The sequence below is a fragment of the Desertibaculum subflavum genome (assembly GCA_003576705.1).
Classification (GTDB): Bacteria; Pseudomonadota; Alphaproteobacteria; order Ferrovibrionales; family Ferrovibrionaceae; genus Desertibaculum; species Desertibaculum subflavum.
In genome coordinates, this window is the sequence record QOZS01000043.1 from 14819 (window position 1) to 40015 (window position 25197).

Consider the following 25197-nt stretch of genomic DNA (forward strand, 5'->3'; position numbering starts at 1 on the left):
ACTCAGTCGTTGCCGGCCGCGGCCACCAGCGGGCGCGGCATCGGCTCCGCGCGCGGCGTCATGACGAATCCCGGATAGCCGGCGGCGGCGATCTCGTCGCAATTCCGCTTGTAGCGGTCCACGCCGCCGACATAGGGCATGAACACCCGCGGCTTGCCCGGGATGTTGGCGCCCATGTACCAGGAATTTGCCTTGGGATAGAGCGTCATTTGGGCGATGTCGCCGACATGCCGGGTCCAGGCCTCCTGCGCCGCCCGGGTCGGCTCCACCGTGGCGATATCGTGCGCGCGCATGTGGCGCAGGCAGCCGACGATCCAGTCGACATGCTGCTCGCAGCTCAGGATCATCTGGCTCTTCACGCCCGGGCTGCCCGGGCCGGTGATCATGAACAGGTTGGGAAAGCCAGCGCACATGATGCCCAGCATGGTGTGCGGCCCGTCGCGCCATTCCTCGGCGAGCGTAAGACCGTCGGCGCCCCGCAGGTCGATCTCCTTCAGCGCGCCGGTCATGGCATCGAAGCCGGTGGCGAAGACGATGGCGTCGAAGGCGTACTCGGCTTCGGTGGTGCGGAGCCCGGTCGGCGTGATCTCCTGGATCGGCGCCGTGCGGGCATTCACCAGGGTGACGTTGGCGCGGTTGTAGGTCTCGAAATAGCCGGTATCCAGCACCAGCCGCTTGGTGCCGATCGGGTGGTCGTTGGGGCACAGCAGCTCGGCGGTCGCCGGATCCTTGACGATGGCGCGGATCTTGTCGCGCACGAACTCGGACGCGGTGTCGTTGGCCGCCTGGTTGGTCAGCAGGTCGGTGAAGCTGTAGAGGAAGCTGATCGAGCCGCCCTCGGCCCATTTGCGCTCGTAGATCGCGTTGCGCTCCGCGGCCGGCACGTCGAGCGCCGATCGGGTCGGCGGCGGATAGCCGGCGATGCCGAACGGCGTGTCGTAGGCGGCGCGGCGGCGCTCGGTGTATTCGGCCTTGTGCCGGGTCTCGCGCGCGCGGTCCATCGGGCCGTTCTGCGCCGGCAGGATGAAGTTTGCCGTGCGCTGGAACACGGTCAGCTGCTTGGCCTGGCGGGCGATGATCGGGATCGATTGCACGCCGGACGAGCCGGTGCCGATCACCGCGACCCGCAAGCCGGTGAAGTCGACGCCGCCCTGCGGCCACATGCCGGTGTGGTACCAGCGGCCCTGGAAGCTCTCCAGCCCCTTGAATTCCGGCACCCGCGGCACCGAAAGGTTGCCGGTCGCCATGATGCAGATCGGCGCGCTGAAGCTTTCGCCGCCGGCGGTGTCGAGCCGCCAGCGACCGCCCGCGCGGTCATACCGCGCCGCGGTCACGCGGGTGTTGAACTGGATGTCGCGCCGCAGGTCGAAACGGTCGGCGACATGGTTCACATAGTCCAGGATCTCCGGCTGATTGCCGTAGCGCTCCGGCCACGACCATTCCTGCTGCAGCGCGTCGTCGAACGAGAAGGAATATTCCAGGCTCTCGACATCGCAGCGGCAGCCGGGATAGCGGTTCCAGTACCAGGTGCCGCCGACCCCGTCGCCGGCCTCCAGCACCTTGACCTTCAGCCCAAGCGTGTCGCGCAGGCGGCGCAGCGCGTAGAGCCCGGCGACGCCGGCGCCGACGACGATCGCGTCATAGCTTCCGGCGGGGCTGTCCCCCGTGCCCTTGGATGGCGGCATGCTGGCGTTCTCCCGTATATCTTGTTGCCGCCGATCGTAGGCCGGCGGCGATGCGGCAGCAAATTCGCGGCCGGCCGGTAGGGGTTGCGGCCCGGCGGAACAGGCGCCGAAGATGCGGGTCGCGGCGGCCCGACCGGCCGCCGCCATCAACCCACGGAGTCTCCGCATGACGCGCCGCCGCCTTCGCGATCTGGGCCTTGCGACCGGCAGGCTGCCGCCGGGGCCGCTCAACGCCATCACCGACGTGGCCGGCGTGCGGGTCGGTTACTCCACCGTGGCCCGCGACACGCCGCATGTGGTGCGCACCGGCGTCACCGCGATCTGGCCGCGCGGGCCCGAGATCTGGGAGGATTATGTCTTCGCAGGCACGCATTCCTTCAACGGCAATGGCGAGATGACCGGGCTGCCCTGGATCGCGGAGCAGGGCTATATCGGCGCGCCGATCGGCATCACCAACACCTATCAGGTCGGCCTGGTGCGCGATGCGATCTGCCGGCTGGCGGTGCGCGACGGCGCCTCGCAGGATTTCCACCTGCCGGTGGTGGCCGAAACCTATGACGGCTGGCTCTCCGACATCCAGAGCTTCAGCCTGACGCAAGCCGATGCCTTCGCCGCCTTCGACGGCGCGGTCGGCGGGCAGCCCATCGCCGAGGGCAATGTCGGCGGCGGCACCGGCATGATCGCGCACGAGTTCAAGGGCGGCACCGGCACCGCGTCGCGCGTCGTCGCGATCGACGGCGCCGGCTACACGGTCGGCGCTCTGGTACAGGCGAATTATGGCGCGCGCGAGCTGTTCCGCGTTGCCGGAGTGCCGGTCGGCCAGCTGATTGGCACCGATATCGTGCCCTCGCACGACCCGCGCCCGCGCGAGGCCGGCTCGATCATCGTGATCCTGGCGACCGACGCGCCGCTGATCCCCATCCAGTGCCAGCGCCTGGCCCGCCGCGCCACCACGGGCATGGCCTGGGTCGGCGGCATCGGCGCCAACGGCTCGGGCGACATCTTCCTCGCCTTCTCCACCGCCAACCATGTGCGCCAGAAGGACCGCATCTCCGACCTGCGCATGCTCGCCGCCGCCTCGATGACCGATCTCTTCCTTGCCGCCGCCGAGGCGACGGAAGAGGCGATCCTCAACGCCCTCTGCATGGCCGAGACAATGACCGGCCGCGACGGCAAGACCGCCCACGCCCTCCCGCTCGACCGCCTGGTCGAGGCGATGCGCGCGCGGGGCGCCGCGGCCTAAGGTCGCCGGCCTCTCGCGCGCGCTGGCGCGGTTGCGCTAACCTCGGGCCAGAACCGCCCCGGCGCTCTGCGGCCGGGCAGAACAGGCGACGAGGAAACGCATGTATCCGGGCAAGCAGGCCAAGGCGCATCCCGAGCGCGCCGCGATCATCATGGCGTCATCGGGCGAGACCATCGCCTATGCCGAGCTCGAGGCGCGCAGCAACCGCCTCGCGCATCTGCTGCGCGGCCACGGCCTCGGCCGGCTCGACCACTACTCGATCTTCATGGAGAACCACGCCCGCTATATCGAATGCTGCGCGGCGGGCGAGCGCGCCGGCCTCTACTACACCTGCGTCAACTCCTTCCTCACGGTCGAGGAGCTCGCCTATATCCTGGAGAACAGCCAGTCGCGCGTGCTGATCACCTCGCAGGCCAAGCGCGACGTGGCGCTCGGCGCGCTCGCGCTGTGCCCGAAGGTCGAGCTCTGCCTGGTGGTGGACGGGCCCGGCGATGGTGCCCGCGTGCGGAACCTGGAAGAGGCCACGCGCGGCCTGCCCGCGACGCCGATCGCCGACGAGAGCCTCGGCACGCCGATGCTCTATTCCTCCGGCACGACGGGCCGGCCCAAGGGCATCCTGCGCCCGCTGCCGGAACAACCGCCGGTGCAGCAGCTGCCGATCTTCGATTTCCTCGACAAGCTCTGGCAGTACCGCGCCGGCATGATCTATCTCTCGCCCGCGCCGCTCTATCACTCCGCGCCGCAGGCGGCCGTGTCGCTCACCATCCGCAACGGCGGCACCGCGGTGATCATGGAGAAGTTCGATCCGGAGCATTACCTCCAGCTTCTCGCCAAGCACCGCGTCACGCATACCCAGCTCGTGCCCACCATGTTCTCCCGCATGCTGAAGCTGCCGGAGGAGGTGCGCCGCCGCGCCGACACCTCCTCGCTCGAGATCGCCATTCACGCCGCCGCGCCCTGCCCGGTGCAGGTGAAGCAGCAGATGATCGAATGGTGGGGCCCGATCATTCACGAGTACTACGGCGCCACCGAAGGCCTCGGCTTCACCGCCTGTAACTCGGAGGAATGGCTCGCCCACAAGGGCACCGTCGGCCGCGTGCTGCTCGGCAAGCTGCATGTGCTGGACGATGAAATGAACGAGCTCCCCGTCGGCCAGCCCGGCACGCTCTGGTTCGAGACGGCGACGCCGTTCGAGTACTTCAACGACCCGGCGAAGACGAAGGAGGCGCGCTCGCCCGACGGGCGGATGAGCACGGTCGGCGATGTCGGCTTCGTCGACCGCGACGGCTATCTCTACCTGACCGACCGCGCCACCTTCATGATCATTTCCGGCGGCGTGAACATCTATCCGCAGGAATGCGAGAACCTGCTGATCACCCACCCGAAGGTGGCGGACGCCGCCGTGTTCGGCGTGCCGAACGCCGATCTCGGCGAGGAGGTGAAGGCGGTAGTCCAGCTCATGCCCGGCGTGCCGCCGAGCGGGGAGACGGCAGAGGAGCTGCTCGCCTTCTGCGCCCAGCACCTCGCCCGCCAGAAGGTGCCCCGCTCGATCGATTTCGAGGACGAGCTGCCGAGATTGCCGACGGGGAAGCTCTACAAGCGGCTGCTGCGCGACCGGTACTGGGGGAACCGGACGAGTCGGATTGTGTGAGGGCGTCGCTGACCGGCGTCTCGCCGCTCTCCACAAACTTCGCCAGTCGCCAATGCGGGATCGCGGAGATTCGGGCGCAGTTATACGCAGACCGCGAAGTGAGTATAACCACGGTGCGTCGGGTTGCCGACGCAGAACATCTTTGCACGGGGCCGACGGAGCAGGGCGTGAGGGGGCGTCATGAGTGCATCGCAGGGCATCCGCATGAAGCGTCCAGCCCATCCGGGCGGCTTCGTGAAGCACGAGATCATCGACCCGCTCGGCCTCTCCGTTACGGGCGCCGCGGCGGCGCTCGGCGTCACGCGCCCGGCGCTCTCCGCTCTGGTCAACGAGCGCGCCGCGCTCTCGCTCGAAATGGCGCTGTGCATCGAGAAGGCGTTCGGCGTCTCGACGGATACACTGGTGCGTATGCAGAACAGTCACGACGTGGCCGAGGCGCGCAAACGCCAGACAGCATCAAAGTGAGACGCCACCAGGCGGAACTGCAATCACGGACGGCATGTTGCCGGGCGGCTCAGTGGCTTGGCCGCTCGCGCAACACGGGTTAGCTTTCTGCGCCGTGAGGAGCAAGTGAGGCGGAGGGATGGGAAAGGCGGTGCCATTGCCAGGTGTTCAACCTGCGCTGCTCAAGTGGGCGCGGGAAACAGCACACCTTTCCCTGGAAGAGGTTGCGGCACGTCTAAAGAAGGCTGTCGAAGAGATAGATGCCTGGGAGACCGGGGCAGACGCACCATCCTATGCGCAGCTCGAAAGGCTCGCTTACGATCTCTACAAGCGTCCCCTGGCTATTTTCTTCCTGCCGTCACCGCCGGCGGAGCCAAAGCCCGAAGCAGAATTCCGAGCTCTTCCCGACGCTGATCTGCGTCGTCTGAGTCGAGATACGGTCCTTTTGATCAGGCGCGCGAGAGCCTATCAGGCGTCCTTGGTCGAGCTGTTTGCGGGCCGATCCCCTGTTGCGGAGCCTCTATGGCGCCGCCTGAACCTCGACACTTCGAGACCCATCGCACCGCAGGCCGCCGCGATACGATCTGCACTTGGTGTTCCTGCGCCAGGAGCCGATGAATGGGGTGCCGCTGACGGCGACCAAGCCCTGAAGCTTTGGCGAAAGGCTATCGAGGCTGCTGGCGTTTTCGTATTTAAGGACACATTCAAGCAGAAGGAACTGTCGGGATTTTGCCTGGAGCATCCCGAACTGCCTGTCGTGATGATCAACAACAGCACGACGAAAACGCGACAGGTGTTCAGCCTTCTCCATGAGCTTGCCCACGTTCTGATGCGCCGCCGCGCGATAAGCACATTTGACGACTCCTTGCTGGAGCGGCTGCCGCCGACCGAACAGAGGATTGAGCGTTTCTGCAATCGTATTGCCGCCGAAGTGCTGGTTCCGAGCCAAGACTTCGCTGCTCAAGCAACAGTCCTTTCAGCGAGTATTGAGGCGCTTCCTTCGGAAGCGTTTGCGGCCCTGGCCGCCCGTTATCGTGTAAGCCGAGAGGTCATCCTGCGCCGCTTTCGCGACGCAGGACGCGTGAGTCAAGCATTCTACGAGGAACGCAAGAGCGAGTGGGATGGCCAGCGAAGCGAGAACGCAAGTTCAGGTGGGAACTTTTATCTCACCAAGGGGGCCTACCTCAGCGAACGGCTGATGAGCGAAGTGTTTGCCCGCTATGCCCGCCGCCAGATCAGCGTCGATGAAGCTGCCGATTTCATCGGCGTGAAACCCAGACAGGTCGACGAGCTGGAGAGCCGCTTCCTGCAAGGCTTGGCGGCATGATCTTTGTTCTCGACACGACCAGCTTTCGAGAAATCGAACGCTACTATCAGGATGTGTTTCGTACATTTTGGGAGCTGTTCCAGGCTGAGGTGGATGCCGGCCGCGTCATCTCCGTACGTGAAGTGTGGAGGGAACTTCAAGCCTCCCCCGAGACGCATGTGATCGCTTGGGCCAGGCAGAATCCAGCGGTCTTCAAGCCTCCCATGCCGGAGGAGGCCGCGTTCGTTGGCCAGATCTTTGCTGTTCCTCACTTCGCTCAGTTGATTTCCGCAAGAGCAAGGATGATCGGCAATCCAGTCGCAGACCCTTTTCTGATCGCCGCAGCACGGGCTTGCTCCGGGACGGTGGTCACCGAAGAACGGCTGAAGCCAAACGCCGCGAAGATACCGAACGTCTGTCAGCACTTCGGAATTGCATGCACCAACTTCGAGGGCTTTCTGAAGGCGAAGGGCTGGAGATTTTGATCGCTCGTCGAGAGTGGTCATCTCACCCCACCCGAAACACCTCCCCGCTCCCCGGCTCGCGATAGAGGTCCACCCGCGTGCCGTCCCAGTGATAGTCGAGATGCCGGCCCTGCCGCACATTGCCCACGCGGTCGGGATAGAACAGGCCCGCGCATTCGCCGCCCGCATCGCGCACGCTGGGATAGGCAACGCCGTCCGATCCCGCTTCGCGCAGCGCCGCGCCGAGCGCCTGCGCCGCCGCATAGCTCTCGGGCGCGAGCGCCGACGCGAAGCGCGCATTGCCGCCGCGCAGGTCGTGCAGGTCAGCATCGAGATCCATCACTAGCTCGCGGAATTGCGACGCCCAGCCCGGCGCCTCGGCCGTCCGCGCCATGAAGCGACCGTGGTGGTGCATGGTCTCGAACAGCGCCGTCTCGAACGCTCGCGCGAGATAGAGCACGCCATAGGCGCCGGCGCTGAACCGGCTCGGCCGGTCCGGGCTCGCATGGGTGAACGGCGCCATCAGCCAGCTCGCCCCCGGCCCGCCCACGCGCCGCCACGGCGGCACCAGGTCGAGCATGCCGATCGTTTCCATCAGGCGCGGGTTCGTCTTCTGCTCGGCGGCGAGGAGGAGCGGCCAGTCCTCCGGCTCGGCGATGTCCTCGAACAGGTCGATCGGCGGATAGAGGCTGCGGATGATGCGGCGCGCGCCCGGCCACACCACGCGCGCGGTCGGTACCGTGGCCGTGTCGATCACCAGGCGCCGCGCTCGGCATCCAGATAGCGGCGCACGCGCATCAGATCGGTGATCTCGCCGCCCAGCATCACGTCGAGCGCGGAGCGCCCGCCGAACGCCGCGTTCGGCCGCTTGATCCAGCCATAGCCGCGTGGGGCCTCGCGGAAGATGATGCGCAGCGCCTTGTGGATGCCCATCAGGTTGGAGAGGCGCGCCTTGCCGTCGCGGCCGATGCGGCCGATCTCGCCCGCCTTCCAGCGCGCGAAGGTGCGGCGCGGCAGGTCGAGCAGGGTCGCCGCCTGCTCGTCGGTCACGCCCCACAGCCGGAACAGGTTCAGCGCCGCGCGGAACATGGCGGCGGCCTCCGCGTCGCTGATCGGCGCGGGCGAGAAGGGCGGGGCGTCGGTCTGGATCTGGGTCAGGGCAGCCATGGCGCGTCCAGTGTCATATGGCCTTATATTATTCCAGGTATGCCATTCGGCAAGGTGTCTTGAATTTTGCCTTTGCCGCAACTATATGCTGGGGACACTCCGCCCGGCGGAGCCCTGCTCTTTGAACGTGTGAAGAGAGTCGCCAAGAGACCCGAAGCCAGTTCGGGGCGCGGTTTCGCGTCGCCGAAGTGATCCCCGGGATCACCTGCTAAGGGAAAGCCCAACTTAAACAGCGGATTAGGCCGATAGAGCGCTCCCCGAAACGGGCCAAAACTGGCAGCCGCTGGCAAAAAACTGGCAGAAATTGGCTCCCAACAGGCGTTTGTTGGCTGTTGTTGGGCGATCGTTGGCCGCCGTTGGCATCCATCGCCTCCAGCGCAGCGCCCGCCGGCAATCGTCCGCTAATCCGCTCCGTGCTATGTGGGGCGCCGAATCGGAAGCTGCCACCTCTAAGATTGACCGGCATGTCCCGCGCCCCCCTCATCGGCATCACCCTCGATTCGGAAGAGCCCGGCGGCTATTCCAAATCGCCTTGGTACGCGCTGCGCCAGAACTATGCCGCCGCCGTCGCCGCCGCCGGCGGCACGCCGATCATGCTGCCGCACGAGGTGGAAGAGGCCGGCCGCTATCTCGACCTGATCGACGGCCTCGTCGTCACCGGCGGCGCCTTCGACGTGGACCCCGCCATGTTCGGCGCCACCGAGCGGCATGCCACCGTGAAGCTGAAGACGCGCCGCACCCAGTTCGAATACGCCGTGACCCAGGGCGCGATCGAGCGCGACCTGCCGCTGCTCGGCATCTGCGGCGGGCAACAGCTGATGAACGTCGTGCTGGGCGGCACCCTGATCCAGCACATCCCGGACGAGGTGCCGAACGCGCTGGCGCATGAGCAGAAGAACCCGCCGAGCGAGCCCGGCCACACCGTGAAATTCGCCCGCGGCACCCGGCTCGCCGACATCGTCGGCGTCGCCGAGATGGGCGTGAACACCTCGCACCACCAGGCGGCAAAGGCGACAGGCCGCGACGTGGTGGTCAACGCCATCGCGCCGGACGGCGTGATCGAGGGCATCGAACTCAAGGGCCGGCGTTTCTGTATCGGCGTGCAGTGGCACCCGGAGTATTTCGTCGCGGAGGGCGACCGCCGCCTGCTCGCCGCCTTCATCGCCGCATCGCGCCGGTAAGCGCCTCGGCCATGAGATCCGCCGCCGTCGAGGATGTCGATGCAGCCGTGATCATCAAGTTCTGCTCAGACTTTTTGGGCGGCGCCTATCCGGTGACGATGCACACGTCGCTGAACAACGATGCTGGTATCGACGGCATCGACGCGATGGAGTTCATACGGCGGTTCGAGCAAGAGTATGACCTTACGGGTGATGCGTTTCGCTATTACGACTATTTCCAGGACGAAGGCACCACGTTGACGGGCATGGTTCGGGCCGTGTTGCAGAAATTGGGACTGTTTGATGGAAGCAAGAAGGACTTCACGGTCACCACGCTCGTGAGCAGCGCCCGCGCTAAGCAGTGGGTCTATACCTGACCATCCGACATCGCAGTTTCTCTCCCGCGCCGGCGCTGCTAGCCTTCTATCGATAATCAAGGGGGCGGCACTCCAGCCGCCGTCAGTTTGGGGAGAGTTCCATGCAACGACGTCACCTTCTTGGCGTTGCCGGCGCCGTATTCGGCCTGCTCGCGGCGGGCAGCGCGCAAGCGGCCTGGCCGGAGCGGCCGGTCACCGTCATCGTGCCCTGGGGCGCCGGCGGCGGCACCGATGCCACCGCGCGCATCATCGCCTCGCTGCTGGAGAAGGAGCTCGGCAAGCCGTTCAATGTGGTCAACCGCACCGGCGGCTCGGGCGTGGTCGGCCATTCGGCGATCGCGACCGCCGCACCCGACGGCTACACGCTCGGCATGATCACGGTCGAGATCAACATGATGCACTGGCAGGGGCTCACCCCCCTGACCTACAAGGACTACACCCTGATCGCGCAGGTCAACGCCGATCCGGCGGCGCTGCAGGTGCGCACCGATTCGCCCTACAAGTCCGCGAAGGAAGTGCTCGCCGCGGCCAAGGCCAATCCGGGCAAGCTCAAGGCGTCGGGCACCGGCCAGGGCGGCATCTGGCATCTGGCGCTGGCCGGCATGCTGCAATCGGCCGGCATCCCGCCCGCCAACGTGCCTTGGGTGCCGAGCCAGGGCGCCGCGCCGGCCATGCAGGATCTCGCCGCCGGCGGCGTCGACATCGTCACCTGCTCCATCCCCGAGGCGCGGGCGATGATCGAGGCGAAGAAGGCGGTCGGCCTCGCGGTGATGGATTCGGTGCGCAACCCGATCTTCCCCGACGTGCCGACCCTGAAGGAGGCGACCGGCTCCGACTGGTCCACTGCGGCCTGGCGCGGCATCGCCGGCCCGAAGGGCCTGCCGGCCGAGGTGCAGCAGAAGCTCGGCGCCGCGCTGAAGAAAGTCTACGACAGCGCCGAGTACAAGAAATTCATGGCCGATCGCGGCTTCGGCGTGGTGTGGAAGGATGCCAAGGATTTCGATGCCTTCCTCGCCAAGTCCGATGCCGATTTCGGCGCGCTGATGAAGCAGCTCGGTCTCGCGAAGTAGGTTGACCGGCCCCGCGGGTGACCGCGGGGCCTTCTCTTCCGGCGGTTCGTATATGCGCTTGAACGATGCCGTGATCGGCCTCGTGCTGATCGTCGTCGGCCTCCTGGTGATCTGGCACACGCGGAGCTTTCCCGCCATGCCGGGCCAGAAATACGGGCCCGACCTGTTCCCCAGCCTGATCGCCGCCGGCCTCGCCTTCGGCGGCGTCATCCTGGTGGCCTCCGGCCTGCGCGCCCGGGCGCCTTTCGTTCAGATGGGCGCCTGGGCCCGCTCGCCGCTTCTCCTGCTCAATTTCCTGAGCGTGCCGGCGGCGCTGCTGTTCTACATCCTGTGTTCGGATGCGCTCGGCTTCCTGCTCGCCGCGCCGCTGGTCCTGGCCGTGCTGATCGCGCTCTACCGCCGCGGCCGCGTGGTCTCCTCGGTCGCGATCGCCATCGTCGCGGCCCTGCTGATCCAGCAGGCCTTCTCGCGGCTGCTGCTGGTGCCGCTGCCGCGCGGCGTGATCGAAAACCTGATCGGCTGAGGCGCGCGCCATGCTCACCACCGCCTTCGGCCTGGTCTTCGACCCCTATGTCCTCGCGGTGATCGTCGGCTCGGCGGCGTTCGGGCTGTTCGTCGGTGCCATACCGGGGCTGACCGCGACCATGGCGACGGCGCTCCTGGTGCCGGTGACCTTCTTCATGGATCCGGTGCCGGCCATCGCCGCCATCGTGACCGCGACCGCGATGGCGATCTTCGCCGGCGACATCCCGGCGGCGCTGCTCCGGCTGCCCGGCACGCCGGCCTCGGCGGCCTATGTCGACGAGAGCTACGCCATGACCCGCAAGGGCCAGCTCGAGCTCAATCTCGGCGTCAACCTCGTCTTCTCCGTGGTCGGCGGCCTGATCGGCACGGTGGTGCTGGTGACGGCGGCGCCGGCTCTGGCCGAGGTCGCGCTCAACTTTTCCTCCTTCGAGTATTTCTGGCTCGCGCTGCTCGGCCTTACCTGCGCCGTCTTCATTTCGCCGTCCTCGCCACTCAAGGGCGTGATCTCGCTGCTGATCGGTCTCGGCATCGCATCCATCGGCATCGACGTGACGGCCGGCCATCCGCGCTTCACCTTCGGCTCGGTCGAGATGATGGGCGGCGTCTCCTTTATTCCGGCGATGATCGGCATGTTCGCGGTGTCGGAGGTGATGCGCAGCGTCTGCGATGCCGACGCGCCGTTGAAGCTGGCGCAGGAGCGGATCGGCAATGTGTTCCGCGGCATCGGCGCGGTGACGCGCCGCTATTGGAAGAACGTGCTGCGCGGCAGCGTGATCGGCACCGCGATCGGTGCGCTGCCCGGTGCCGGCGCCGATATTGCCGCCTGGATCTCCTTCGCGGTCTCCAAGAAATTCTCCAAGGAGCCGGAGAAGTTCGGCACCGGCCATATCGAGGGCATCGTCGACGCCACCTCGGCCAACAACTCGGCTTTGTCCGGCGCCTGGATCCCGGCGCTGGTGTTCGGCATTCCCGGCGATTCGATCACCGCTGTGGTGATCGGCGTGCTCTACATGAAGGGCATGAACCCGGGGCCGACCGTGTTCATGCAGGCGGCCGATCAGCTCTATGCCGTCTTCATCGTGTTCTTCCTGGCCAACCTCTTGATGCTGCCGCTCGGCCTCGCGGCGATCCGTCTCTCCGGCCAGATCCTGCGGGCGCCGCGCACCGTGCTGATGCCGATCATCCTGATGTTCTGCATCGTCGGCGCCTTCGCCATCAACAACACGGTGTTCGGCGTCGGCATCATCCTGGTCATGGGCATCCTCGCCTGGGTGATGGAGGAGAACGGCTTCCCGGTCGCGCCGGCCATCCTCGGCATGGTGCTGGGCGAGCTGCTCGAGGGCAGCTTCATGACCTCGATGATCAAGGCCGACGGCGACCTGCTCGCCTTCTTCCACCGCCCGATCGCTGCCGTACTCGGCGTCGCGACCATCGCGCTCTGGCTGTCGCCGTTATTGCTCCGATTGCTTCGGAAGCGTTGATCCGGAGGGAACCACCCCTACACCAGCCCGTTAAGGCAACGTAGCTCCAGCCTCGACGGGGAGGGCTCTGTGTTCGCTGCGACCCCTCCGGTCGGTCCCCTGGCCCAGCACATGGCGCTCCACGTGCTGACAATGAATCTCGTCGCCCCGCTGATAGCCTTGGGCTTGCTCAGGATTCCCGGCTTTGCCGATCCCGGGAAGCTCCTCTTCGGCGCCAGCAGCCTGATCATCGCGACGGTGCTGCAACTGGCATTGCTCTGGGGCTGGCACGCGCCGGCGGCCCTCGCCGCGGCGCTCGGCGACCACGCGCTGCACGCCGCGATGCAGCTTTCGCTGTTCGCGGCGGCGCTCTGGTTCTGGCTTGCCGTCGTGGCGCAGAAGGCGGCCCGGCGCTGGCTCGCCATCGGCGCGCTGCTCCTGACCGGAAAGCTGTTCTGCCTGCTCGGCGTGCTGCTCATCTTCACGCCCCGGCTGCTCTATCCCGGCATCGGCGCGCCGCACGGGGCGACGGATCTGGCCGATCAGCAGCTCGCCGGGCTGCTGATGGTGGCGGCCTGCCCGGCGACCTATGTGCTGGCCGGGATCGTGATCGCGTGGCGCTGGCTGGCCGAGCTCGGCCTGGCCGAAGCAAGGCCCGGCTGAGGCGTGGCCTGGCGGCGCGGCGCCCTCTGGGTCGGCGGAACGCTGGTCGCGCTGGCGCTCGGCGGCCTGCTCTTCGCGGCGTCCGGCATCTACAACGTCGCGGCGCGAAGCGGCCATTTCGACGTCACGACCTGGGTGATTGAGCTCGTCCTTCGCCGTTCGGTCGCGTTGCACGCCCGCTCCGCCGAGGCGCCGAACCTGGACGATATCGACAGGATCCGTCTCGGCGCCGCGCATTTCCAGGGCGGCTGTGCGCCCTGCCACGGCGCGCCGGGCACGGCGCGCAATCCGATCGTCAAGGGCATGCTGCCGGTGCCGCCCGACCTCGCCCGCGCGGCCGAGACATGGTCGGAGAAGGAGCTCTTCTGGATCGTCAGAAACGGCCTGAAATACACCGGCATGCCGGCCTGGAGCGCGCCGACGCGCGAGGACGAAGTGTGGTCCGTCGTCGCCTTTCTGCGCCGGCTGCCGACGATGGACACGGCGGGATATCGCGCGCTGGCAGAGGGCGAGGCGGAGCCGGCCGTCGCGCAGCGCGCCGGCTGGTCGCCGGAATTGCTCCGCTGCGGCCGCTGCCACGATACCTCTGACCGTCCGAGCGCAAGCCAGCTGGTGCCTCGGCTCGCCGGCCAGTCGGCACGCTACTTCGCCGCCGCGCTCAGAGCCTACAAGGACGAGTGGCGGCCAAGCGGCATCATGCAGCCGATTGCCGCCGAGCTCGACGAAGCGGCGATCGACCGCCTGGCGGAGCAATATGCGCGCCTTCCCGGCCTCGTCGGCACGGCGCCGACGGCGCTGGCGGACGACCTGTCCCAGGGCCGCTCGATCGCCACCGCGGGCGTCCCGGAAGCCGGCATTCCGGCCTGCCTCAGCTGCCATGCGAGCGGCTATGGCCTGTACCCCCGGCTGATCGGTCAATCGGCCGCCTACATCCGCCAGCAACTGCACCTTTTCCAAGCCGGGCAGCGCGAGCAGACAGTGCTGGGGCAGATCATGACCCCGGTCGCCAGGCGGCTGAACGATCGACAGATCCAGGAAGTCGCCGACTTTCTCGCGTCTTCCGGCAGGGAGCCTCCAGGCGGGGATCTCTCGCCGTGAGCCCCGTCGCCAGGTGCATTCTGTTGGCCTGCCTGGTCTTGCCGCTCGCCGGCTGCGAAGGGGTCCAATCGGTGCTCTCGCCGGAAGGGCTGTCGGCCCGGCGCATCGCGCTTCTCGCCCATGTTCTGTTCATCGGCGGCGCCGTCATTCTCGTCGGCATTGTCGCGCTGACCGCCTTGTCCATCTATGGCGGGGCGGGCTGGCGCAATCGCCTTGCCAGCGAAAAGATCGTCATCGGCGGTGGCATCGTTTTCCCCGTGGTCGTGCTGACGGCGTTGCTCGTCTATGGCCTTGCGGTCACGCGCGTCGGCGGCACCGACCGCGCCGGGCCCGACGCGCTTCGTATCGCCGTCGTGGGCGAGCGCTGGTGGTGGCGCGTCATCTACACGGATGCCGACGGCCGGCGCTTCGAAAGCGCCAACGAGATCCGTATCCCGACCGGGCGACCGGTGGAGCTGGCGCTGACCACCGCCGACGTGATCCACAGCTTCTGGGTGCCGAAGCTCGCCGGCAAGCTCGACATGATCCCGGGCCGGACCAACTACCAGACCGTGGTCGCGGAAGTGCCGGGCGTGAGCCGCGGGCAATGCGCCGAATATTGCGGCGGCGCCCATGCCCTGATGTCGTTCTTCGTGGTGGCGATGCCGCCGGACGAATTCGAAGCCTGGCTGGTGCGCGAGGCAGGGCCGGCAGCGGCGCCCGGCGGCGCGGCAGCATCGCAGGGTCGCCAACTCTTCCTGCGGGGCGGCTGCGGCGCCTGCCACAAAGTGCGCGGCACGCCCGCCAACGGCGCGATCGGGCCCGACCTCACGCATGTGGGCGGCCGGCTTTCCATCGCGGCGGCCACGCTGGAGACCAGCCCGCAGGCCTTCGCGAGGTGGATCGCCGAGAACCAGCACATCAAGCCGGAGAACCTGATGCCGCCGTTCCGGATTTTCGCGGACGACGAGCTCGATGCGCTCGCGACCTATCTGACGAGCCTGAGGTGAGCATGCCGGATTTCGCCGAGCTGGGCCTGGCGGCGAATATCGGCATCTTCGCGGCGGCCGCCGTGGCGGTGTGGCTCGCCGGCACTCGCATAGCGCGCTACGCCGACGGTCTCAGCAAGAAGCTGGGCATCGGCCAGGCGGTCATCGGCCTGCTCCTGCTCGCCGGTGTCACCTCGCTGCCGGAGATCGCCGTCACGACCACCGCCGCGACAACCGGCGATGCCGATCTTGCCGTGAACAATCTCCTCGGCAGCATCGCCATGCAGGTGACGGTCATTGCCGTGATCGACCTGCTGGTCAGTCGCCGCGCCATGACGGCCATCGTTCCGGATCCCTCGCTGCTGCTGCAGGGAACGCTGAATGTGCTCCTGCTTTCGATCGCCGCCGCCGGCATCGTGGTCGGCGACATCGCCGTGCTCGGTATCGGCGCCTGGGCCTGGGGCTGCCTGATCGCCTATGTGGCCAGCGTTTGGGTGCTGTCCCAGGCACAGGGCCGGCAGCCCTGGCATGCGACGGATGCGGAGCGATCGCGCGGGAACCGGCCGTCGCCGCGGAAGAGTGGCGCCGATGCCGCGTCCGCGGAGGCATATCCGCTGCCGCGTCTGATCGCGATGACCGCCGCCGCCGCCGCCGTCATTCTGGTGGCGGGCTATATGGTGGAACGCACCGGCTCGGCGATCGCCGAACAGACCGGACTCGGTTCCAGCTTCGTCGGCTTCGTGCTGGTTGCGATCTCCACGTCGCTGCCGGAGTTCAGTTCGGCGCTCTCCGCCGCCCGCCTCGGCCTGTTCACGATGGCGATCTCCGACATCCTCGGCACCAACCTGATCAATATCGGCCTGATCTTCGTGACCGACCTGCTGGCCGGCGGCGAACCGGTGCTCAATCGGCTCGGCTCGTTCTCGATATTTGGGGCGCTGCTCGCGATCATCCTGGTCGCGATCTATATCGGCGGCGTCGCCGAGCGGCGGGACAAGGCGATCTTCCGCATGGGGATCGATTCCTTGCTCGTGCTCGTCCTTTACGCAGGCGGTCTCGTCCTGCTCTACACGATGCGGTGACGCCGTGAACGACGACCCCGGCGCCGCGCGCCTGCCCTATCCCGAGCCCCGACCGCCCGGCGAAGTCGCCGAGCTCGAGCGCATCTGGGCCACGCCCTCTGGCTGGCGCCTGCCGACGGCGGTGAACAACACCGTCATCGGCGTCTTCTATATCGGCGCCGCCTTCACCTTCTTCATCCTGGCCGGGATCATGGCGCTGCTGATGCGGGTGCAGCTCGCGGTGCCGGAGAACACCTTCCTCGGCCAGGATCTGTACAACCAGATGTTCACCGTGCACGGCACGACGATGATGTTCCTGTTCGCCGTGCCGGCGGTGGAGGCGCTCGGCGTCATGCTGCTGCCGCAGATGCTGGCCGCCCGCGACCTGCCGTTCCCGCGCCTCAGCGCCTTCGCCATCTGGGCCTATGTGATCGGCGGCACCGTCTTCGTCTCCACCATCCTCTACGACCTGTCGCCGAAGGGCGGCTGGTTCATGTATCCGCCGCTGACGCTGATGGAGTACTCGCCGGGCGACAATGCCGATTTCTGGCTGCTCGGCATCGGCTTCATCGAGATCTCGGCGATCGCCGGCGCGATCGAGATCATCGTCGGCTCGCTGCGCACGCGCCCGCCGGGCATGACCCTGGCGCGGATGCCGATCTTCGCCTGGACGATGCTGATCTTCGCGCTGATGATCGTCGTCGCCTTCCCGGCCGTCATCCTCGCCACTATGCTGCTGGAGATCGAGCGCGCCTTCGGCTGGCCGTTTTTCACCGCGGCAAAGGGCGGCGATCCGCTGCTCTGGCAGCACCTCTTCTGGTTCTTCGGCCATCCCGAGGTCTACATCATCTTCCTGCCGGCGGCGAGCCTCGTCTCCATGATCGTGCCCACGATGGCGCGGACTCCGCTGGTCGGTTACCGCTTCATCGTGGTCGCCCTGATCGCGACTGGGTTCTTCAGCTTCGGACTGTGGGTGCACCACATGTTCGCCACCGGCATCCCGGCGCTCAGCCTCAGCTTCTTCTCGGCGGCCAGCATGGCGGTGGCGATACCGTCGGGCATCCAGGTCTTCGCCTGGATCGCCACCATCGCCAAGGCGCGCGGGCGGCTTCGCATCACCACGCCCTCGCTCTTCGTGCTCGGCTTTCTGTTCATCTTCACCCTGGGCGGGCTGACCGGCGTGATGGTGGCGCTGGTGCCGTTCGACTGGCAGGTGCACGACAGCTATTTCGTCGTCGCGCATTTCCACTACGTGCTGGTCGGCGGGATGGTCTTCCCGCTCTTCGCCACCTTCTACTACTGGTTCCCCATGGTGAGCCGGAGGATGCTGTCCGAGCGGGTCGGCCGCTGGGTGTTCTGGCTGATGTTCCTCGGCTTCAACATCGCCTTCCTGCCGATGCACCTGACCGGCCTGCTCGGTATGCCGCGGCGCGTCTGGACCTATCTCGACGGCATGGGCTGGGGCGGGCTGAACATGCTCTCCACGGTCGGCGCCTTCATCCTTGCCGCCGGCGTGGCGCTGTTCGTGATCGACCTGATCCGCTGCTTCCGCTGGGGCAGCGGTCCGGAGAACCCCTGGGATGCCGGCACGCTCGAATGGCTGCCGAACGATGTCTACTCGACGCGCAGCATTCCGCGCGTGACCGGCCGCGAGCCGCTCTGGGACCAGCCGGATCTCGCGCGTCAGGTGCAGGATGGTCATCACTATCTTCCGAATGCCCCGACCGGCGGGCGCGAGACCCTGGTGACCAGCCCGGTCGAGGCGGAGCCGCAATACGTGATCCAGATGCCGGGGCCGAGCTGGACCCATGTGCTGGCGGCACTCTTCACCGCGGCTTTCTTCCTCTTGCTCACGGTCAAGGTGGTGGTGCCGGCCGTGATCTGCGGCGTGCTCGCGGTCGTCTGCTGCGTCGTCTGGGTCTGGGGGCTCGATCCGGGCCCGGATCGCGGCCCGATCGAGGTGGCGCGCGGGCTCAAGCTGCCGGTCTATATGACCGGGCCGGCATCGCATGCCTGGTGGTCGATGGTCGTGCTGATGCTGGTGGCGGGCTCGCTCTACCTCGCCTTCGTGTTCTCCTATCTCTACCTCTGGACCGTCTCGCCCGAATTTTGGCCTTCCGGCACCGCGCCGGCGCTGCCGCCGCACGAATGGCCGCTCGCGGCGGCGGCACTGCTCGTTGGCGCCGCCGCGGCGTTCTTCGCCGCGAGCCGCCTGCTGCCCGCGCGCGGCCGGCGCTGGGGATGGAGCCTGCTGCTGGTCCCGACCGGCGCCGCCTGTCTCGTCGGTGCCGTCGCGGTGGAGATCCTCGGCCACTGGCAGGCCGGCCTCGATCCGAGCGAGAGCAGCTATGGCGCCCTGGTCTACCTTGCCGCCGGCTTGTCAGGGCAGCTCGTCTTCGCGGTCGTGATCATGGCGCTGTTCACGGTCGCCCGGCAGGTGGCGGGCAAGCTGGACCATGTGCGTCGCTCGAGCTTCGAGAACACCTCGCTCCTGGTCTATTACACCGTCGGGCAGGCTCTGTTCGGCCTGCTTCTCGTGCATGGGTTTCCCCATGTCGTCGGGTGAGCGCATGGTCGAAGCCGGCGCGCGCGCGAGCGCTTCGGGCGTGGGCACGCTGGTCTATCTCACCTCGGGCCCGATCCTCTGGGCGCTGCACCTGCTCGTCATCTACGGCGCGCAGCCCTTGGTCTGCATGACCTCGGCGGAAGCCGGCACGATCCTGGTTTCGATCGCCACGCCGGCTTTCGCGGCGCTGACCGCCGCGGCGATGACCTGGCCGGATCGGTTGGCCCGCTTGCTGCGGGCAACCGTCGAATCACTGGAGCTCGGCCGCTTTCACCGCAGCGTGCTGCGCTGGCTCGGCTTCCTCTCCCTGCTCGGCATCGTCTGGGCGGGGGCGACAGCGGCCATCATCCCGGCCTGCGAGCAACTCCGCTAGCCTTCGCCCAGCATCAGGTTCGGCAAGGTCAGGCTGATCTCCGGGAAGGCGACCAGCAGCGCGACGACGACGATGTCGACGGCGATGAAGCCGAGCAATCCCTTGAAGATGGTCGAGAGCGGCACGAGATCGCCCACCACGGTTTTTATGACGAAGGCGTTGAGCCCGACCGGCGGCGTGAGCAGGCCGATCTCGAGCAGCATGACGACCAGCACGCCCATCCACACCATGTCGAGCCCGACCGCCTTCCACATCGGCAGCAGGATCGGCAGCGTGATCAGCATGATGCCGATCGGATCGAGGAAGCAGCCCAGGATCAGGTAGATCACCACCATGAAGAAGATCACTTCATAGGGGCCGAGAGCGGCGTCGCGCACGAAGCTGCCCATGAATTGCGGCAGGCCGCAGAGCGCCAGGAACCGGGTCAGCAGCACCGCGCTGACGGCGATGAAGAAGATCGAGGCGGTGGAATGCAACGCGTCGACCACGCTGTCCTTCAGCGCCAGCTTGTTCATGCCGCCTTTCAGGAAGGCGATGATCAGTGCGCTGAAGGCGCCGAAAGCGGCCGCCTCGGTCGCGGTGGTGAGGCCCGAATAGATGCCGCCGATGACGCAGAGGATGAGGAGCGGGATCGGCCAGATGCGCCCGAGCGCCGCGAACTTGTCCGCCGTGGTCGGCTTGTCGTCCGGCGGCGGCGCCGCGTCCGGCTTCAGCTTGCAGTAGCCGATGATATAGGCGGCAAACAGGACGGCATTGAGCACGCCGGGCACGATGCCGGCGATCAGCAGCTTGCCGATCGGCGTCTCGGTGTACCAGCCGAAGATGACGAAGCCGATCGAGGGCGGGATCATGGCGCCCAGCGTGCCGGCGGCGGCGACGGTGCCGGTGGCGAGCGCCGGGTCGTACTTGAAGCGCAGCATCTCCGGAATGGCGAGCCGGCCCATCGCCGCCGCGGTCGCGATCGACGAGCCGGAGGCGGCGGCGAACATCGCGGCGCCGAAATTCGCCGCCACCGCGAGGCCGCCCGGCAGCTTGTAGAGCCACATGCGCGCGGCTTCGAACAGCGACGTCGTCATGCCGCCGCGGAAGGCGATCGATCCCATCAGCAGGAACATCGGGATCGCCGACAGTGTCCAGCTGGCGGAAAAGTCGAATGGCGCCGAGCCGAGCGTGCGCAGCGCCGTGTCGGGGCCGCGCAACAGCGCGATGCCGCCGAGCGAGCTCAAGCCCAGCGCGACCGCGATGGGGATGCGGATCGCCATCAGGAAGATGGCGACGCCCATGCAGATGAAGGCGAGCGTGATCGAATCCATGGGCGCGGCGCCTCAGATCGGGTGGTTGCCGAGGCTGGCGCGCGTGCGCTTGCCGGTCGCGAGGAAGCGGGTATCGTCGATGAACTGGTGCAGCGCGATCAGCGCGGCGAAAGCGGCGCCGACCACCAGCACCCAGCGCGACGGCCAAACCGGCACCTCGAAGAAGGTGGCGTCCTGCGTCTCGCCGATCGTGGTCCGGTGCCAGGCGGTCTCCGCCCCCATCCAGGCGATCAGGCCGAGATAGACGAAGGTGAGCAGCGCGCCGAGCGCATCCAGGCCCAGCCGTTGCTGCGCCGGCAGCTTCTGGGTGAACAGCTCGACGATGATGTTGCCGCGGCCCCATTGCACATGCGGCAGGGCGGGGAAGATCGTCGCCACCATGTAGATCACGGCGACGAATTCGAGCGTGCCGATGATCGGGTGGTTCAACAGCACCTTGGCCAGCACATCGGCCGTGATGTGCAGCATCATCACCATGATGACGATACCGGCGAACGTCAGCAGCACGCCCGAGGCGCGCTCCAGCAGCTTGTCGATCAATGCCACGGTTGCCCCCGCGCCTCGGGAAAGGCCGTGCCCGCGGAGATGCGCGGGCACGGCGGCCGGTTCAGCGAACGGTCAGAAGGAGGCCTTGCTGTAGACCTCGCGGTTCAGGGCGGCGATGTACTTCGCCTTGTCGCCCTTCACCTCGTCCTTCACGATCTTCTCCCATTTGGCGATCTTGCCGAGGAAGGCCTCGATCAGCGCATCGGCGTTCTTCACGCCGCGCTTCTGGGCCTGCTCGATCACCCGCTTGGTGTCGTTCTTCAGGAAATCCTCGTAGGCCTTGGTCAGGCTGGCATCGGGCTCGACGAACTTGACGCCGTGGCTGGCCGCACCCTCTTGCGCCGCCTTGGATTCCTGGAGATAGCCGAAGGTCACGTCGGCGGCGAGGATCGGCGCGTTCTTCTTGATCGACGCCTTCACCTCGGCAGGCAGCGACTTGAAGGTCTCCGCGTTGATCGCGAACAGCTGGCCGCCGTGATAGGTGCCGATCGGCTGCTTGGTGACGGCCTTGGCGACATCCCAGAGCGTGTAGGATTTCAGCCAGGCATCGGCGCCGACATTGCACTCGGCCTGGCCGCGCTGCATCGCCTCGTAAACCTCATCGGAGGTGATATTGACCGGCACGCCGCCCATCGACTTGACCAGCAGGCCGAAGGCGGCCGTGGCGCGCACCTTCTTGCCCTTCATGTCGTCGACCTTCGTCACCGGCGACTTGCACATGAAGACGTAGGGCGCCGTCGAGTAGAAGGCGGTGGAGATGATGCCGGCCTTCTTCTGCTCGTCCAGACAGCCCTTGCAGTCGACCAGCTGCATCTCGTTGACCGCGCCGGCCATGACCAGCGCGTCCTTGCCCTGCAGGGCGAGCTCGGTCAGCGTATAGCTGTGCGGCAGCTCCTTGTTGACGTAGCTGTCGACGATCATGCCGCTGGTCACCAGCTTGTCGCGGATCTGGTCGATCGCCGCCTTGGCGGGCGCGACCGAGCCGCCGGTGAAGATCTCGAACTTCACCTTGCCGCCGGTCTCCTGCTCGACCCGCTTGGCGAAGGGCTCGATGCCGGCATGGTTGTTGACATGGGTCGGCGGCAGATAGGTGCCGTAGGAGATCTTGATCTGCGCCTCGGCGGTGCCGCCCAGAGTCGCGGCCATGATCAGGGCGCCAGCGGCGCCCAGCAGATGCTTCTGCATATTTATGTTCCTCTCCCTAGAACTCTGATTTGTGCCGCATCTTTGAAGACGCGCGCGCATCCGTCAATTGAAGCGACGGCGGTTTGCCATCATGACCGTGATGGATGCTCAGGCGATCGAGTAGTCGTAGCGGATGAAGCCCTGGAAGCGCGCCACCTTGTCGTAGAGCGCGCGGCCGCGGGCATTGTCCTCCTGGGTCAGCCAGTAGAGCCGCGGCGCGCCGCGCGAGCGCGCATCGGCGGCGACCGCCTCGATCAAGGCGCGCGCCACGCCGCGGCCGCGCACCGCCTCGTCGGTGAACAGGTCCTGCAGATAGCAGACATCGGCCATCCACACGCTCTTGTGGAACAGGTAGTGGGTGATGCCGACGAGTCTGCCGTCGAGATGCGCGCCGAGGCCGAACAGGCCTTCGTTGCCGTGCAGCCGGCGCCAGGCTTCGTCATAGCCCGCCGGCGAAACGTCCGTGCGGTAGAACGCCTTGTAGCCGCGCGCCAGCACTTCCCAGCGCGCCCGGTCTTCCGCGCGCAGCGCCGTCACCTCGATCATGCAGGTTCCTTCCCTTCGCCGCGCCGACGATCGCCGCGGCAACGGGCCGGCGGAAGAGCCAAGTGAGCCGAAGACGATGGGGCCAATGGAAACCCTCCCCCACGCCGCGTTCGCGGCGCGAGGGAGGGCTAAATCATGCCACCGCCTTGATGCACTGGCCGAGCGTGTCGATCATCTCGTCGATCTGTTTCTTCTGGACGATCAGCGGCGGCGAGAGCGTCACCGTCTCGCCGACGCCGCGGAACATGAAGCCCGCCTCGTACCCTTTCAGGACGATGTCATTCGCGCGCGTGCCGGCGCCGCCGGTGCGCGGCTCCAGCTCGATGGCGCCGATCATGCCGATATTGCGGATGTCGATAACCTTCGAGGTGCCCTTCAGCGAATGCACCGCGTCTTCCAGATAGGGCGTGAGCTCCGCCGCGCGCTCGAACAGGCCCTCCTCCTTATAGACGTCGAGCGTCGCAAGTCCCGCCGCCGCGGCGACCGGATGCGCGGAGTAGGTGTAGCCGTGGAACAGCTCCACCGCGTTCTCCGGCCCCTGCATGAAGGCGTCGTAGATGTGTTTCCTCACGATCGCGCCGCCCATCGGGATGGTGGCGTTGGTGACGCCCTTGGCGATGGTCATGATGTCCGGCACCACGTCGAACTTTTCCGAGGCGAAGGCATGGCCCAGGCGGCCGAAGCCGGTGATCACCTCGTCGAAGATCAGCAGGATGCCGTGCTTGTTGCAGATCTCGCGCAGCCGCTTGAGATAGCCCTTGGGCGGCACCAGCGCGCCGGTCGAGCCCGCCACCGGCTCGACGATCACGGCGGCGATGTTGGAGGCATCGTGCAGCGCGACCAGCCGCTCCAGCTCGTCGGCGAGATGGGCGCCCCATTCCGGCTCGTTCCGGCTGAACGCCATGTCCTTCAGGCTGTGGGTGTGCGGCAGGTGGTCGACACCCTGCAGGCCCATGCCGAACCACTTGCGGTTCGCCACCATGCCGCCGACCGAGATGCCGCCGAAGCCGACGCCGTGATAGCCGCGCTCGCGCCCGATCAGCCGCGTGCGGGTGCCCTCGCCGCGGGCGCGGTGATAGGCGATGGCGATCTTCAGCGCGGTGTCGACCGCCTCCGACCCGGAATTGCAGAAGAACACGTGGTTCAGGTCGCCCGGCGTCATGGCGACGATGCGGGCCGCCAGCTCGAAGGCCTTGGGATGGCCCCACTGGAACGAAGGCGCGTAATCCAGCTCCTTCACCTGGTGCTGCACCGCCTCGATGATCTTCTGCCGGCCATGGCCGGCATTGACGCACCAGAGCCCGGCGGTGGTGTCCATGATCTTGCGGCCGTCGGCGGCGGTGTAGTGCATGCCCTCGGCCTTCACCAGCATGCGCGGATTGGCCTTGAACGCCCGGTTCGCCGTGAACGGCATCCAGAAGGCATCGAGATTGTTGGCGTTCTTCGCCATCGACTGGGGCATGGGCGCGCGGGCTCCTCGTGAGCGGAAAGTCGAGCGCGGAGCCTAGCCGCTTTTTCACAGTCCAGGGAGTGGGGAAGCCAGCAAAGCTGGGATGCGCGCAGCGCCCCCGCCGCTGATGCGGCGGAGGCAATTGCTCACTTCTTCGCCTGTTCCTCCAGGTAGAGCTTCGTCTCTTCGGCCAGCGCTCGGCCGACCGAGGGGCGCGCGCACAAGCGCTTGAAATAGGCCGGCACCGAAGGCGCGGCGCTGAAATCCTGCTGCAGGAACATGGCCCAGTTCAGCACCGTCACCAGATAGGCATCGGCGACGCTGAACCCGTCGAGCAGGAAGTCGTGGCCGGCCAGGCGGCGCTCGAGCACGGAGAGACGCAGCGCCGCCTTGGATTTCGCATAGTCCCTGGCGCCCTGGCCCGCCTTCGGGTCCAGCGGCGGCGTGAAGGTCGCCTTGTGCAGCTCGGTGCCGATGAAGCCGATCCACTCGTGCAGGCGGAAGCGCTCGGCGCCGTGCTGGGGCCCAAGCAGGCCTCGGCCTGCGCGGTCGGCCACATAAGGCAGCACGGCGCCGTTCTCGGTGAGCAGGGTGCCGTCATCGGTGCGCAGCACCGGCACCTGGCCCATCGGGTTGATGGCCATGAAATCGGCACCGTCGGCGGCGCGCCTGGCCTTGGTGTCGACCTGGATGAAGTTGATCGGCAGTTCGGCTTCGTAGGCGGCGATGCGGGTCGCCATCGAACAGGCAAGCGGGGCGAAGTAGAGGTCCATCGGTGGGCTCCTGCGATCGGGAAGCCCATGTTCGCCGTAGCCTTGTCTTGGGGTCGATTACCTGGCGGGCAATGGTGCCTTCCGTCCGCGGCAACTTGATCGG

At 67.1% G+C, this 25197-nt stretch carries 25 protein-coding genes; 16 read left to right on the forward strand and 9 right to left on the reverse strand.

All coding sequences use genetic code 11. The features are described from left to right. Positions 1 to 2 precede the first annotated feature (2 nt). Positions 3 to 1685: a flavin-containing monooxygenase gene (locus DT074_RS20215; RefSeq protein WP_119421706.1), complete on the reverse strand. Its 1683-nt coding sequence runs from the start codon at positions 1683 to 1685 to the stop codon at positions 3 to 5. A gap of 166 nt (positions 1686 to 1851) precedes the next feature. On the opposite strand from DT074_RS20215, the gene DT074_RS20220 reads away from it, so the two are divergent. The 5 genes from DT074_RS20220 to DT074_RS20240 all read left to right on the forward strand — a co-directional run bounded on the left by DT074_RS20220 (position 1852) and on the right by DT074_RS20240 (position 6814). Then, complete coding sequence (locus DT074_RS20220; RefSeq protein ID WP_119421676.1) at positions 1852 to 2928, forward strand: P1 family peptidase; 1077 nt, start codon at positions 1852 to 1854, stop codon at positions 2926 to 2928. Between the two features lie 100 nt (positions 2929 to 3028). Further along, complete coding sequence (locus tag DT074_RS20225) at positions 3029 to 4579, forward strand: AMP-binding protein (RefSeq protein ID WP_119421677.1); 1551 nt, start codon at positions 3029 to 3031, stop codon at positions 4577 to 4579. Between the two features lie 180 nt (positions 4580 to 4759). Further along, positions 4760 to 5044 carry a HigA family addiction module antitoxin gene (locus DT074_RS20230; RefSeq protein WP_119421678.1) on the forward strand — a complete coding sequence of 95 codons (285 nt, stop codon included), beginning with the start codon at positions 4760 to 4762 and terminating at the stop codon, positions 5042 to 5044. A gap of 118 nt (positions 5045 to 5162) precedes the next feature. Next, positions 5163 to 6350 (forward strand): ImmA/IrrE family metallo-endopeptidase, encoded by a 1188-nt coding sequence (locus tag DT074_RS20235; RefSeq protein WP_162915041.1) that lies wholly within the window; start codon positions 5163 to 5165, stop codon positions 6348 to 6350. After that, the gene (locus tag DT074_RS20240) at positions 6347 to 6814 is read left to right on the forward strand and encodes a PIN domain-containing protein (RefSeq protein ID WP_119421679.1); all 468 of its coding nucleotides are present in this window, start codon (positions 6347 to 6349) and stop codon (positions 6812 to 6814) included. Before DT074_RS20235 ends, DT074_RS20240 begins: the two co-directional genes overlap by 4 nt. A 22-nt stretch (positions 6815 to 6836) precedes the next feature. Here the strand turns inward: DT074_RS20240 and DT074_RS20245 are convergent, their stop codons facing one another. Together DT074_RS20245 and DT074_RS20250 are read right to left on the reverse strand one after the other, a co-directional pair. Next, positions 6837 to 7550 (reverse strand): RES family NAD+ phosphorylase, encoded by a 714-nt coding sequence (locus DT074_RS20245; protein ID WP_119421680.1) that lies wholly within the window; start codon positions 7548 to 7550, stop codon positions 6837 to 6839. Further along, positions 7547 to 7960 (reverse strand): antitoxin Xre-like helix-turn-helix domain-containing protein, encoded by a 414-nt coding sequence (locus DT074_RS20250; protein WP_119421681.1) that lies wholly within the window; start codon positions 7958 to 7960, stop codon positions 7547 to 7549. The genes DT074_RS20245 and DT074_RS20250 overlap by 4 nt, the downstream gene beginning before the upstream one ends. A gap of 464 nt (positions 7961 to 8424) precedes the next feature. On the opposite strand from DT074_RS20250, the gene DT074_RS20255 reads away from it, so the two are divergent. From DT074_RS20255 to DT074_RS20305, 11 genes are all read left to right on the forward strand, one after another. Then, positions 8425 to 9141, forward strand: coding sequence for a gamma-glutamyl-gamma-aminobutyrate hydrolase family protein (locus DT074_RS20255; protein ID WP_119421682.1), 717 nt, complete (start codon positions 8425 to 8427; stop codon positions 9139 to 9141). Between the two features lie 11 nt (positions 9142 to 9152). Then, positions 9153 to 9497: a DUF1493 family protein gene (locus tag DT074_RS20260; protein ID WP_119421683.1), complete on the forward strand. Its 345-nt coding sequence runs from the start codon at positions 9153 to 9155 to the stop codon at positions 9495 to 9497. Between the two features lie 101 nt (positions 9498 to 9598). Beyond that, positions 9599 to 10567, forward strand: a complete 969-nt coding sequence (locus tag DT074_RS20265) for a Bug family tripartite tricarboxylate transporter substrate binding protein (RefSeq protein ID WP_119421684.1) — start codon at positions 9599 to 9601, stop codon at positions 10565 to 10567. A 52-nt stretch (positions 10568 to 10619) separates the two neighbouring features. After that, positions 10620 to 11090 (forward strand): tripartite tricarboxylate transporter TctB family protein, encoded by a 471-nt coding sequence (locus DT074_RS20270; RefSeq protein ID WP_119421685.1) that lies wholly within the window; start codon positions 10620 to 10622, stop codon positions 11088 to 11090. Positions 11091 to 11100: 10 nt separating this feature from the next. Beyond that, the gene (locus DT074_RS20275) at positions 11101 to 12573 is read left to right on the forward strand and encodes a tripartite tricarboxylate transporter permease (RefSeq protein WP_119421686.1); all 1473 of its coding nucleotides are present in this window, start codon (positions 11101 to 11103) and stop codon (positions 12571 to 12573) included. 69 nt (positions 12574 to 12642) lie between these two features. Further along, positions 12643 to 13215: a cytochrome c oxidase assembly protein gene (locus tag DT074_RS20280; protein ID WP_368744797.1), complete on the forward strand. Its 573-nt coding sequence runs from the start codon at positions 12643 to 12645 to the stop codon at positions 13213 to 13215. 3 nt (positions 13216 to 13218) lie between these two features. Next, complete coding sequence (locus tag DT074_RS20285) at positions 13219 to 14313, forward strand: c-type cytochrome (protein ID WP_119421688.1); 1095 nt, start codon at positions 13219 to 13221, stop codon at positions 14311 to 14313. Next, positions 14310 to 15302 carry a cytochrome c oxidase subunit II gene (locus DT074_RS20290; protein ID WP_119421689.1) on the forward strand — a complete coding sequence of 331 codons (993 nt, stop codon included), beginning with the start codon at positions 14310 to 14312 and terminating at the stop codon, positions 15300 to 15302. The genes DT074_RS20285 and DT074_RS20290 overlap by 4 nt, the downstream gene beginning before the upstream one ends. A 2-nt stretch (positions 15303 to 15304) precedes the next feature. Then, a complete protein-coding gene (locus DT074_RS20295; protein WP_119421690.1) occupies positions 15305 to 16363 on the forward strand; it encodes a sodium:calcium antiporter in 1059 nt (352 codons plus the stop codon). Positions 16364 to 16367: 4 nt separating this feature from the next. Beyond that, positions 16368 to 18908, forward strand: coding sequence for a cytochrome c oxidase subunit I (gene ctaD, locus DT074_RS20300; RefSeq protein WP_368744798.1), 2541 nt, complete (start codon positions 16368 to 16370; stop codon positions 18906 to 18908). A gap of 4 nt (positions 18909 to 18912) precedes the next feature. After that, positions 18913 to 19281, forward strand: a complete 369-nt coding sequence (locus tag DT074_RS20305; RefSeq protein WP_119421691.1) for a hypothetical protein — start codon at positions 18913 to 18915, stop codon at positions 19279 to 19281. Here the strand turns inward: DT074_RS20305 and DT074_RS20310 are convergent. The 6 genes from DT074_RS20310 to DT074_RS20335 form a co-directional block, all read right to left on the reverse strand. Then, on the reverse strand, positions 19278 to 20594 hold the full coding sequence (locus DT074_RS20310) for a TRAP transporter large permease (protein WP_119421692.1): 1317 nt from the start codon (positions 20592 to 20594) through the stop codon (positions 19278 to 19280). The genes DT074_RS20305 and DT074_RS20310 overlap by 4 nt on opposite strands. Before the next feature lie 12 nt (positions 20595 to 20606). Further along, positions 20607 to 21140: a TRAP transporter small permease gene (locus DT074_RS20315; protein WP_162915042.1), complete on the reverse strand. Its 534-nt coding sequence runs from the start codon at positions 21138 to 21140 to the stop codon at positions 20607 to 20609. 72 nt (positions 21141 to 21212) lie between these two features. Further along, positions 21213 to 22325 (reverse strand): C4-dicarboxylate TRAP transporter substrate-binding protein, encoded by a 1113-nt coding sequence (locus DT074_RS20320; protein WP_162915043.1) that lies wholly within the window; start codon positions 22323 to 22325, stop codon positions 21213 to 21215. A 108-nt stretch (positions 22326 to 22433) separates the two neighbouring features. Next, positions 22434 to 22871: a GNAT family N-acetyltransferase gene (locus DT074_RS20325; RefSeq protein ID WP_119421695.1), complete on the reverse strand. Its 438-nt coding sequence runs from the start codon at positions 22869 to 22871 to the stop codon at positions 22434 to 22436. Between the two features lie 133 nt (positions 22872 to 23004). After that, positions 23005 to 24333 (reverse strand): omega-aminotransferase AptA, encoded by a 1329-nt coding sequence (gene aptA, locus DT074_RS20330; RefSeq protein ID WP_368744799.1) that lies wholly within the window; start codon positions 24331 to 24333, stop codon positions 23005 to 23007. 134 nt (positions 24334 to 24467) lie between these two features. Beyond that, on the reverse strand, positions 24468 to 25094 hold the full coding sequence (locus tag DT074_RS20335) for a glutathione binding-like protein (protein WP_119421697.1): 627 nt from the start codon (positions 25092 to 25094) through the stop codon (positions 24468 to 24470). Positions 25095 to 25197: the final 103 nt, after the last annotated feature.